This window comes from Pseudomonas sp. IPO3749 (genome assembly GCF_013386605.1).
Classification (GTDB): Bacteria; Pseudomonadota; Gammaproteobacteria; order Pseudomonadales; family Pseudomonadaceae; genus Aquipseudomonas; species Aquipseudomonas azotoformans_A.
The window spans coordinates 76,445-86,971 of record NZ_JACARN010000076.1 but is presented as its reverse complement, the minus strand read 5'-3'; the positions used below and the strand labels follow the sequence as shown (position 1 = coordinate 86,971).

Annotated in this window: 9 protein-coding genes; all 9 read right to left on the bottom strand. The window is 62.2% G+C overall.

From position 1 onward, the window contains the following. Positions 1–91: 91 nt before the first annotated feature. Positions 92–1,420, bottom strand: coding sequence for an LLM class flavin-dependent oxidoreductase (locus HX812_RS26450; RefSeq protein ID WP_033900067.1), 1,329 nt, complete (start codon positions 1,418–1,420; stop codon positions 92–94). 160 nt (positions 1,421–1,580) lie between these two features. Continuing rightward, a complete protein-coding gene (locus HX812_RS26445; protein ID WP_038846319.1) occupies positions 1,581–2,354 on the bottom strand; it encodes an OmpA family protein in 774 nt (257 codons plus the stop codon). Between the two features lie 10 nt (positions 2,355–2,364). Then, positions 2,365–2,757 (bottom strand): DUF4398 domain-containing protein, encoded by a 393-nt coding sequence (locus HX812_RS26440; protein ID WP_033900064.1) that lies wholly within the window; start codon positions 2,755–2,757, stop codon positions 2,365–2,367. Between the two features lie 163 nt (positions 2,758–2,920). Continuing rightward, a complete protein-coding gene (locus HX812_RS26435) occupies positions 2,921–3,355 on the bottom strand; it encodes a RidA family protein (protein WP_038846317.1) in 435 nt (144 codons plus the stop codon). A gap of 11 nt (positions 3,356–3,366) precedes the next feature. Next, positions 3,367–4,950, bottom strand: coding sequence for an FAD-dependent oxidoreductase (locus HX812_RS26430; protein ID WP_038846316.1), 1,584 nt, complete (start codon positions 4,948–4,950; stop codon positions 3,367–3,369). A gap of 12 nt (positions 4,951–4,962) precedes the next feature. After that, positions 4,963–5,886, bottom strand: a complete 924-nt coding sequence (locus tag HX812_RS26425; RefSeq protein WP_038846314.1) for an ABC transporter substrate-binding protein — start codon at positions 5,884–5,886, stop codon at positions 4,963–4,965. A gap of 18 nt (positions 5,887–5,904) precedes the next feature. Then, positions 5,905–6,678 (bottom strand): amino acid ABC transporter ATP-binding protein, encoded by a 774-nt coding sequence (locus HX812_RS26420; protein WP_038846312.1) that lies wholly within the window; start codon positions 6,676–6,678, stop codon positions 5,905–5,907. Then, entirely contained in the window at positions 6,671–7,636 is a 966-nt protein-coding gene (locus HX812_RS26415) for an amino acid ABC transporter permease (RefSeq protein WP_038846309.1), read from the bottom strand. The genes HX812_RS26420 and HX812_RS26415 overlap by 8 nt, the downstream gene beginning before the upstream one ends. 16 nt (positions 7,637–7,652) lie before the next feature. Next, positions 7,653–10,046 carry a TonB-dependent siderophore receptor gene (locus HX812_RS26410; protein ID WP_038846307.1) on the bottom strand — a complete coding sequence of 798 codons (2,394 nt, stop codon included), beginning with the start codon at positions 10,044–10,046 and terminating at the stop codon, positions 7,653–7,655. Positions 10,047–10,527 lie beyond the last annotated feature (481 nt).

Here is a 10,527-nt window from a genome sequence, read left to right as displayed (position 1 = left end):
GTTTGCCAAAAGTGACCCGCCGTAAGGGCGGAACCCTTAGCCGCCATTACCGCAGCAATGGATATGTACACCACCACCACCACCACCACCCCTAAGCCACCCGCCCCACCGCATACCGATTCACCGGCACCGGCAACCCCAAATGCCCCCGCAACGTGCTGTGACTGTACTCACTGCGAAACAACCCCCGCTCCCGCAACAACGGCAATACCTGATCGGTAAACCGCGCAAAATCCTCCGGCGCGCCCACGTGGATATTGAACCCATCCACCGCACCCTCCACAAACCAACGCTCAATCTCATCCGCCACGGTCTTGGGCGAGCCGACGAAACTGGAAAACGGCTTGGCAAAGCGCAACGCCGCCTGGCGCAACGTCAGCCCCTGTTCACGAGCAACCTGCTTGATGTTCTCCGCATGACCGCGATACCCGTTACTCCCCAAGTCGCCCAACTCCGGAAACGGCTCATCCAGTGGGTACTGGCTAAAGTCGTGATAGTTGAACGGCCGCCCCAACTGCACCAGCGCCTTGCCAAGATCCAGCTCGCCATTGCGCTCGCGATCAATGGCCTGCGCCTGTTCATCGGTATCCGCAATGATCGGCGAAATACCCGGCAGGATGGTGACGTGGTCAGGGTTACGCCCAGCGGCGGCGGTACGCTTTTTGATGTCGCTGTAGTACGCCTGGGCATCTTCGAAATTGCCCACGCCAGCGAAAATCCCTTCGGCATAATTCGCCGCCAGGCTGCGCCCGGATTCGGAGATACCCGCCTGGAAAATCACCGGTTGACCCTGGGCCGAACGGGCAATATTGAGTGGCCCGGTGACCGAGAAAAACTCGCCGTGGTGATCGAGGCGGTGTTGGCGCTGCGGGTCGAGGAACACCTTGGCTTGCTTGTCGCGCACAAAGGCGTCGTCTTCATAGGAATCCCACAGCCCCTGCACCACGTCCAGGTGTTCGGCCGCACGGCGATAGCGCTCGGTGTGGTCGATATGTTGCTCGCGGCCAAAGTTTCCCGCCGCACCTTCCAAGCCGGTGGTGACCACGTTCCAACCGGCACGACCGCCGCTGATGTGGTCCAGGGATGCAAACTGCCGCGCCACGTTAAAGGGTTCGGTATAGGACGTCGTAAGCGTCGCCACCAGGCCGATTTTCGAGGTCGCCCCGGCGATGGCCGAGAGCAGCGTCAAGGGTTCCAGGCGGTTGAGAAAATGCGGCGCGGAATCCGGCGTGATGTAGGGGCTGTCGACGATGAACACCAGGTCGAACTTAGCCGCTTCGGCCTGCTGTGCCTGGGCGCGGTACCAGTCGATATCCACACTGGCATCGCCGGGGATCTGCGGGTGCAGCCATTCGTTTTGTGCGGTGCCGACGCCAGTGAGAATAGCGCCGAATTTAAGTTGCCGAGGTGAGGTGGGCATCAAGGTATTCCTCCGTGGATGGCCGCGGTGGCCTGTGGAGAATGACCTTAATGCCCGTAGGCAGGGCTTGTGAAAGGCTTTGTAGATCTATGCTAATTATTAAAATTAATGATCTCTAACAAACACCGTTATCCGATTACTGCATAACGATCTGTCAGGCTCAGCGACGTGCGCTGACCGCCGAAGCGTCGTTGGACACGATCACTTCCACACGGCGATTCAACTGGCGTGACTGTGCGCTCTGGTTATCGGCGACCGGGAACTGCTTGCCGTAGCCAATGACGGCAATCCGCTCGATCCCCACACCGAGCCGTTGCAAACCACGCGCGACCGCTTGGGCACGGCGCTCGGACAGGCTCTGGTTGTAGGCATCGCCCCCCACGCTGTCAGTGAAACCCTCTACCCGCACCTGACGCTCCGGGTTCTGCACCAGGAAGTTCGCCAGCCCCTGGAAGTCCCGCTGGCTGCCTGCCTTCAAATCGGCCTTGCCGGTATCGAACAGCACGTCGCCAAAGGTGATGACCTGGCCACGCTCGGTCGGCTGGGCTTTCATCGCCTGCAAGGCCTTGAGCTGCGCGGTGCGCACGTCGAGCTGCACCTGGGTACGGTCGACCGCGATGTTGTCGAGCTGGGCATCGGTCTTGCGGCCGACGATGGTCTGCTCGGCCAGGGCGATTTTTTGCGTGGCGAGGTAGGCGAGCTGGTCGAGCTGTGGGTCGGTACGGTCGTGCAACGACACCTGGTTGGCGCGGTCCAGCGCGTTGGAAGCGATACGGGTTTCAACCGCCGCCAGGGTGTTGGATTCCGGCTTCTGTTGCAGGCTGGAGAACTGGCTGCGCGCTTGCAGCAATTGCGGGTTTTCCGGCGGCGTGGCGCAACCGGCAAACGCCAGGCTCAGGGCCGAAAGCACAGGGATGAAAAAAATGGCACGCATGGCTGGATCCTCAGTGGGTAGTCGCGGGGGCGTTGAGCATTTCCTGCTTGAGCACCTGAATGCCCTCTCGCGCCTGCTTCAAGACCTGTTGTTTACGCACGGCATTGGCCTTGGCTTCGGCCAGGCTGGCGTCGGCTTCGATCTGGTCGGCCAGGGCGTCCACCTCGACGTACTTCATTTCACCGATGGCCTGGTCCATGCGCGCCAGCTTGTCCTGGGCGGTTTTCATTTCCAGCGGTGCGAACTGGGTCGCTTGCGCCGCCAAGGCGCGCCCCACCGCATCACGGGCCAGGGAGATCTTTACCGCTGGCGGCTGCGGCGTGGCACAGCCTGCCAGTACCCCGGCGACAATCACGGCCCAGGCCGAGCGGCGCAGGCGTTGGCTCACACTGGTCATCTTCATGTGTTGACTCCTAAGCATGTTCTTACGGCTGCCGGGCGATGGGAGCGGCCCCGCCGTATCGCTTGTGTTCAAGCGATCGCGCCATCCTAGGAGGAAAAATACGGGCTGGAAGAATGAAAAATCCCACCTAGTTGTGGGATTTTTCTCAGAGCAAGAGCAAGTCCTACGCCGTACGCGCAGCGACCGCCTCCACTTCAATCAACGCGCCGGGTAACGGCAGCGCCACCACTTGCAACGCCGTACGCGCCGGTTTGTTCGGCTGCTCAGGGGTGCCAAAGAACTGCGTATAGCCCGCCTGCAAGCCAGCGAAATCCAGCTTGCCGCCCGTCTCTTCGGCCCCTACCAGGAACACCCGCAACTGCACGATATCGCCCAGGTCAAGGTCTTGCTGGCGCAGGATCTTGCGCAGTTTGTTGAACACCGACACCGTCTGCACTTCAGTATTGCCATAGGCCGCTGGAGTGCCCGCTGGGGCATTGGCGTCGTGCAGGTCGGGCAAAGTGCCGCTGACAAAAATCAGGCTGGCAGAAGCCGGTACGGTGACGGTCTGCGAGATCGGAAAATCGCCGACGCCGGTGCGTTGAATGCTGTCGCTCATGATGAATCTCCTTATGACGCGGCAATTGCCGCGCTGTGCTGTTGCTGGATAACCCGCTCGGCCAGTTGCCCGACCACATGGCGCGCCGAGTTGGCCGCCGACTCCTGCCAGATGCCTACGCCGCTTTGCACCAGGCCGTCGCCGGCGAAATACACACGGTCGTGGCCGGCTTCGAGCAAGGCGCTGGCGTCGGCCGGGAAGTGTTCGCGTTGCAGCCACGGGCCTTCGCTGTAGGGGATCTGTTCCCAGGACACCGCCAGCGGATTGCGCAGGTGTTTGGAATAGCCGGGATGCAGCAGTTCCACAGCTTCTTTCGAGGTGGCGTACTGCTGGTCGAACGGTTGCGCACCAAATACGTCGGCGCCCTCGCCGGTCACATAGCCCGCCACCAGCAAGCCTTCGCGGGTATTGAGGTCATTGCTCGGGTACCACAGCAGGCGTGCCGGGTGTTCGATCCACGACAGGCCGCCGTAGGTGCGGTAGTCGGTTTCCCAGAATCGCGGCGACTGCCACGCCACTTTGGTTGCCTGGTCGCTGCGGGTGCTGAGCAAGGCCGCCTTGATCGGGTCGCTGAAGTCGGTGTCGAGCTTGGCCAGCAGCGGCAGCGGCAGGGTCGAGATCAGGTAATCGGCGCGCACCACCTGTTCGCGACCGCTGAGCTTGTCGTGATACGTCACCGCTACGCCGTCTTCCAACTGACGGATCTGCCGCACCTGGGCGCCCAGTTGCACGTGGCCCCGAACACGCTGGTAGAAGGCATCCGTGATGCGGTCCATACCACCGACCGGTTGGAACATAGTGGCGGAGAACTCCGGGAATTCCGTGTGCAGCAACGCGCCCCACAGTTCCGGGTGCAGCAGTTGATCGAGTGATAATGGGCGACGACTGGCGGGCAACGCGCCCGGATGCGCAGGCGACTCCAGGTGCCCCGAACGGATCGTACCCTCGAAGGCCAGCGCCTGTGACAGGTCGCCATACACCTGCAAGAACGCCAACAGCCGCGTGCGCTCCTCAGCGCTCAACACATCATCGAGGGCATCGCGCTGCACCGCCTTGGCCAGCAACCCGGACACCTGCCCCCGTGCATCGTTGATCGCCTGGCCCACCGTGAAAGCCGGCTTGCTCACATCCGGCCGCACTTGGGCACCATGGCTGCTGTTGACCAGCACTTCCAGCGGCACGCCCAACTCGCTGCAATAGTCGAGAATGGTGCGGTGCTGGCTGGGAATCCGCGCCGGCCCGGCGTTGAAGTAGTGCCCCTGTTCGAACGTTGCGGTTTGCGTGCGGCCGTCCTTGTAATCCACACGATCGCCATTGCGAATGGTCCAAGTGCGGCCACCCACACGGTCACGCGCCTCTAGCACTTGTACCTCGAACCCGGCGCGGGTCAGTTCCAGGGCCGTCACCAGCCCCGCGATGCCAGCACCCAACACCAGCACGCGGGTGCCCTGCCCCAGGCCCGCCTTGAGTTTCAGCGGTTGCGGGCGGCGGTGTGACGACGGGCCCAGCCCCAATGCCGCCAGTGCCTCCTTGACGGCCTGTTCGCCGCCTACCGCAGCAATGCTCGACAGCGCTTCACGTCGTGTCAGTCCCATGTTCGATGCTCCTTAATCCGGCAGGCCCGGTGGGTTGATCAGCGACGTGTCGACGCGCTCGATATCCAGGCCCCAGCGTTGCAGCACCTGTTCGTATTGACCGCCGGCAATCGCGCCTTCCAGGGCGGTGTGGATCGGCTTGACCAGGCCGTTGTCCTTGCGCGTGGTCACCGCGATATCCGCTTTCAAAGGCCAGCCACCATTGACCGTGCCGACAAGCTTGATGCCGCCGGTGATTGCCGCCGAATAGGCGTACACCGAGTTGGGCCCGAACAGCGCATCGCTGCGCCCGGATTGCACCGCCAGTTGCGCGGCGGCCTGGTCGTCGAAGTACTGCAACAGCGCCGGCTTGAGGCCGGCTTTTTCATTCGCGTCGTTCCAGGCCAGAAGGACCTTTTCCTGGTTGGTGCCGGAGCCGACGATGATCTTCAGCCCGGCAATGTCCTCGGCCTGCTTGATCGCGCTGATCTTGCTAGTGCTCTTCACATAGAACCCGAGCACGTCCTGGCGATAAGTCGCGAAGTCGAAACGCTTCTTGCGCGCCTCGGTCACCGTGACGTTGCTGATCACCGCGTCGTACTTGCCCGAGCTGACGCCCAGGGGCCAGTCTTCCCAGCTGGTCTGCACCACGTTGAGTTGCAGGCCCAGGCTGTCAGCGACCAACTGCGCTGTATCGGCCTCGCTGCCGATGGTGGTCTTGTCGTCATTGGCCAGCAGCGCCAGGGGCGGTCCGGCCACACCGGACACGGCCACGGTGAACTTGCCCGGCTGGGCGAACTTGAAGCCCGGTGGGATCTGCGCGATGGCCGCTTCGTTACGCGGTACATGAATGCGCGGGCGGTCGGGGCTGAGGTCGACCTGTTGCACGGCGAATGCGCTTTGCGCAGTGCTGACGGCCAGCGTCAACAGGGCGATACGAGCGGTAGAGATAAGCATGGACAGTCACTCCTTGAACTAAAGCACCTTGCCGAGAAAGGCCACAGTGCGGGGATGTCGGGGTTGGCGGAAAATCTGTTCAGGCGGGCCTTCTTCGATCAACTGGCCGTCGCAGAGGAACACCACGTGGTCGGCCACTTCACGGGCAAAGCCGATTTCGTGGGTGACGATCACCAGGGTCACGCCCAGTTGGGTCAGGCCCTTGATTACGTCGAGCACTTCGCCCACCAGCTCCGGATCGAGGGCTGAGGTGGGTTCATCGAACAGCAGCACTTTGGGGTCGAGCGCCAAAGCGCGGGCGATGGCGACACGCTGTTGCTGGCCGCCGGAGAGCTGGCGCGGGTAGGCATCGACCTTGTCCGCCAGGCCGACCTTGGCCAGCAGCTCGGCCGCCTTGGTCTGGGCTTCGGACTTGTTCCAGCGTTTGTGGGCCAGGGGCGCCTCGGCGACGTTCTCCCAGGCGGTGAGGTGCGGGAACAGGTTGAAGTTCTGGAACACAAAACCCACGTCGATGCGGCGCTTGAGAATCTCGCGTTCTTTCAGCTCGTAGAGCAGGTCCCCCTTGCGGCGATAGCCAACGTATTCACCGTCAATGGTGATATGCCCGCTGTCGATCTTCTCCAGGTGGTTGATGGTGCGCAGCAAGGTGGACTTGCCCGAGCCGGACGGCCCGAGGATCACCGTGACCTTGCCGGGGTCGATGGTCAGGTCGATGTCTTTCAACACCTGTTGGTTGCCAAAGCGCTTGCCCACGCCCTGGATCTGGATGCGACCGGCGCGAGCTTCACTCATGGGTTTTCTCCTTGAGCCAGCGGCGTATGCGTTGCAACGGCGTGGGCGGCAGCACCCGTGCCGTGCCACGGGCAAAATGGCGCTCGACGTAGTACTGCGCGCTGGTCAGCACAGTGGTGATGATCAAGTACCAGACCGTCGCCACGATGAGCAGCGGGATCACCGCCTGGGTGCGGTTGTAGATGACCTGCACGGTGTAGAACAGCTCCGGCAAGGCCAGCACGTAGACAATCGAGGTACCCTTGACCAGGCCGATGATTTCATTGAAACCCGACGGCAGGATCGAACGCAGCGCCTGGGGCAGGATGATCCGAAAGATCCGCCGCGAGGCCGGTAAACCCAACGCCGCAGCGGCTTCATGCTGGCCGGCGTCGACACCGATCAGCCCGCCGCGAATGATCTCCGCCGCGTACGCCGCCTGCATCAGGCTCAAGCCCAGCACCGCCACGGTGAACTGGCTGAGCACGTCCACGGTGGACCACTCGGCGAAGACCACTGAGGTGAACGGCACGCCGAGCACGATGTGGTCATACAGGTAGGCAAAGTTGTACAGGATGATCAGCACCAGCAGCGCCGGCATCGAGCGGAAGAACCAGATATAGCCCCAGGCCAACGCCGCCAACAGCGGTGAGCCCGACAACCGCGCCAACGCCAGCGCGGTACCGAGAATGATGCTGAACACCGTGCTGAGCAGCGTCAGCAACAGCGTCTGCCCCAGCCCACGCAGCACCGACGGCGAGAAGAACCACTGGCCGAACACACCCCATTCCCAGCGCGGGTTGGTGGCCAGGGAATGCACGATGGCCAGCAGCACCAGCGCCGCGAAGATCGACCCGGCCCAGCGCCAGGGGTGCCGCGCGGGCACCACGTGCAGGGCCTTGATCGGCGTGGAGACACGGGCCTGGCGCACCGGGCTGGGCGAGTCAATCAGGTCATAGGGTTTGGCGACGATGGGCATGGTGAATTCCTCGGCCTCAGAAGGCATAGGTCAAGCGGGTGTAGTAGTACCCGCCGGTAAAACCGTAGGGCGAATAGACGCCGTAGCTGCGGACCATGGTGCTGCTCGGCACCCCTTGTTTCTTGGGGTAGATGTCGAACAGGTTCTTGGCGCCGACAGCGATGTTCAGGTCTTTGGTGAGGTTGTAGCCAAGGTCGAGGTCGGTGATCCATTTGGCGGCGTAGATACGGTCCAGGTCGCGATTGGCCGACGAGTTGACCTCTTTGTAGGAGCCGTAGCGGGTCAGGGCCAGGTTCACGTTGAAGCGGTCGATGCTCCAGTCGCCACCGAGGATCAGCTTGGTGCTGGGCTGCACGCCGGTGATCAGGTTGCGCGCCTCGCGGTTCATCAACTCGTAGGAGGTGCCCAGGATGTTGGTGGATTCCTTGTAGTTGAGGATCCGCGTCTGGTTCCAGTTGAACGCAGCGGTCCACTTCACCGCGCCGTATTGGCCGAGGTCCTGGCTGTAGTTGCTGACCAGGTCCAGGCCTTTGGTGCGGGTGTCGGCGCCGTTGATGAAGTACTGGCCGCCGGAGGTGGAGTTGATGCCGTTGTTCTGCAATACCTGGGTGATCTCGGGGCCGAGCAAGGTGCCGGTGAGGGTGATGCGGTCACGCAGGTTGATCACGTAGGCATCGGCGGTGAAGCTCAGGCGGTCGGTGGGCGTGAGGGTGAAACCGAGGCTGAAGTTGGTTGAGCGCTCCGGCTTCAACTCCTGGGCGCCGAGGGCTTGTGCGGCGGCAGAGCCTACGGGCAGCACGCCGTAGTTGATCGACTGGTACACACCGTCGACCACGCCATAGGTGGTCGACCGCGCGCTGAACAGGCTGTTGGCCAAAGACGGCGCGCGGAAGCCGTTGCTCACCGTGGCGCGCACGGCGAATTGCGGGTTGAAGTCATAGCGGGTCGTCAACTTGCCGCTGCGGGTGGCGCCGACGCCCTGGTTGTAGTGCTCATAGCGAAACGCCGTGCCGACGTACCAGTCCGGCACTGGGTTGAAGCCCACATCGACATAACTGGCCAGGCTGTTGCGCGACGCGCTGCTTTCTTCATCCGGCGAAATGCCGTTGGTGACCTGCGCGCCCGACGACGCGCAATTGCCCGGCGCCACGCAGTAGCCGCCATTGGCATAGGACTCATAGTCGCCGGCCTGCACCTCGTAGGTGTCGCGCCGATGTTCGAAACCGACGCTCAGGTCCAACGGCTTTTGCAGGCCGATATCGAAGCCGCGCTTGAAGTCGAGGTTGGTGGTCAGCTCGGTGGAAATCCAGGTGCCAGAGGTGAAGTGATTCGGCGTGGCCTCGCCCAGCGATGGGTTCTGGTTGTGGGTGGTGCCCTGCTCCGCGTCGTTGCGCCCATAGGTGGTGGACAAGTCCCAGTCCCACTCGCCTACCGTGCCTTTACCGCCGAATGCGGCCTGGAAATCGTCTTCATCAATGAACCAGGTCGGCGTGTAGCCACCGGGGTAACCGTTCGGCCCGGTGGTGATGGTGTTAGTGATGGTCGGCAGACGGAAGTTCTGGCCCTGCTCGGCCTTGCGGCGTGAATAGGTGGTGAAGGAGTACAGGCTGAAGCTGTCGTCGATCGGCAGCTCGGCGTTGTAGCCCAGGGTCAGCAGGTTGGTCTTGGGCGTGCCGTAGCCGCCATACGTCGAGCGTCCGGCTTGCTCGTAGGCTTGCGCGTAGGTGTAGCCGTTGGCGCTGGCCTTGTTGTCGTCGTTCTGGCTGCGGGCGTCCAGGGCCAGTTGGACAATGCCGCCGTTGCCGATCTCGAACCCCTTGTTGAGGCTTTGTTGCACGGTCTGTTTCTTGCCGTCATACCCCTGGCCGACGTTGGTCACCGAAGTGCCGCTGGTGTCGGCCTTGAGGATCACGTTGATCACCCCGGCGATAGCGTCGGAGCCATATTGCGCGGCGGCGCCGTCGCGCAAGACTTCCACGTGGTCGATGGCGCTGATGGGGATCAGGTCCAGGTCGGCCGGGGCCGCACCGGTATTGATGCCATTGATATTCAGGGTGGCCGCGGTGTGACGGCGCTTGCCATTGACCAGCACCAGCACTTCGGCGGCGCTCAGGCCCCGCAGGTTCGGGGCGCGGGCGATACCACTGGCGTCCCAGCCGGTTTTTTCCGGCAGGGTCAGCGATGGGATCACGGCGCTCAGGGCTTCCATGAGGCCGGGCTTGCCGGTGTTCTGCAATTGCTTGGCGCTGACCACATCGATCGGCACCGGGCTGCTGGTGACGGTGCGTTGTTCGGCGCCGCGGTTGCCGGTGACCACGACGGTGGACAGGGTGCTGTCGTCCTGGGCTTGGGCGGTGTTGGCCAGGATGGCCAGGGCCAGTGCGGCGGTGGGTTGTAGGGCTCGCTTCATAGGTATTCCTGCGTTTCCAAATCGCGGAGTCGGGCAGTCACGCGGGCGGGCGCGGTGCTCGGTTTTTTTCTGGGGTGTCGGGGCGATTTGGGAAGCTAGGTGTGGGGCGAGGTTTGAATTGGCAACATACGTTGAACTCCCTTCCAACGATTCTGCTGCGGGGTGGCAGCGCAGAATCCGAATCTAGATTGGTACCATCCGAGGTCAGGGGTAGGCTGTTGAGTTCAAACATAACGGAATGGATTTTAAAAATATAATGCTATTTGGGCATAAGCTAATATTCTTGGATTTCATTATTTTCTTGATGATTTATTCGTATTGGTAATGTTTTTTTTGCAACTGACCGAGAGTACATATCCGTTGCTGCGGTAACGGCCGCTTATGGTTCCGCTCTTACAGCGGGTCACTTTTGGAAGAGCGCCAAAAGTAACCAAAAACGCTTCGCCCCAACACTCGGTACCTCGCCTAGGCTCGGTATGCC

Bases quoted from the DNA above. Each gene is read 5' to 3' on its own strand.
- HX812_RS26450 (WP_033900067.1), bottom strand. From the start codon at position 1,420: ATGCCCACCTCACCTCGGCAACTTAAATTCGGCGCTATTCTCACTGGC.
- HX812_RS26445 (WP_038846319.1), bottom strand. From the start codon at position 2,354: ATGCGTGCCATTTTTTTCATCCCTGTGCTTTCGGCCCTGAGCCTGGCG.
- HX812_RS26440 (WP_033900064.1), bottom strand. From the start codon at position 2,757: ATGAAGATGACCAGTGTGAGCCAACGCCTGCGCCGCTCGGCCTGGGCC.
- HX812_RS26435 (WP_038846317.1), bottom strand. From the start codon at position 3,355: ATGAGCGACAGCATTCAACGCACCGGCGTCGGCGATTTTCCGATCTCG.
- HX812_RS26430 (WP_038846316.1), bottom strand. From the start codon at position 4,950: ATGGGACTGACACGACGTGAAGCGCTGTCGAGCATTGCTGCGGTAGGC.
- HX812_RS26425 (WP_038846314.1), bottom strand. From the start codon at position 5,886: ATGCTTATCTCTACCGCTCGTATCGCCCTGTTGACGCTGGCCGTCAGC.
- HX812_RS26420 (WP_038846312.1), bottom strand. From the start codon at position 6,678: ATGAGTGAAGCTCGCGCCGGTCGCATCCAGATCCAGGGCGTGGGCAAG.
- HX812_RS26415 (WP_038846309.1), bottom strand. From the start codon at position 7,636: ATGCCCATCGTCGCCAAACCCTATGACCTGATTGACTCGCCCAGCCCG.
- HX812_RS26410 (WP_038846307.1), bottom strand. From the start codon at position 10,046: ATGAAGCGAGCCCTACAACCCACCGCCGCACTGGCCCTGGCCATCCTG.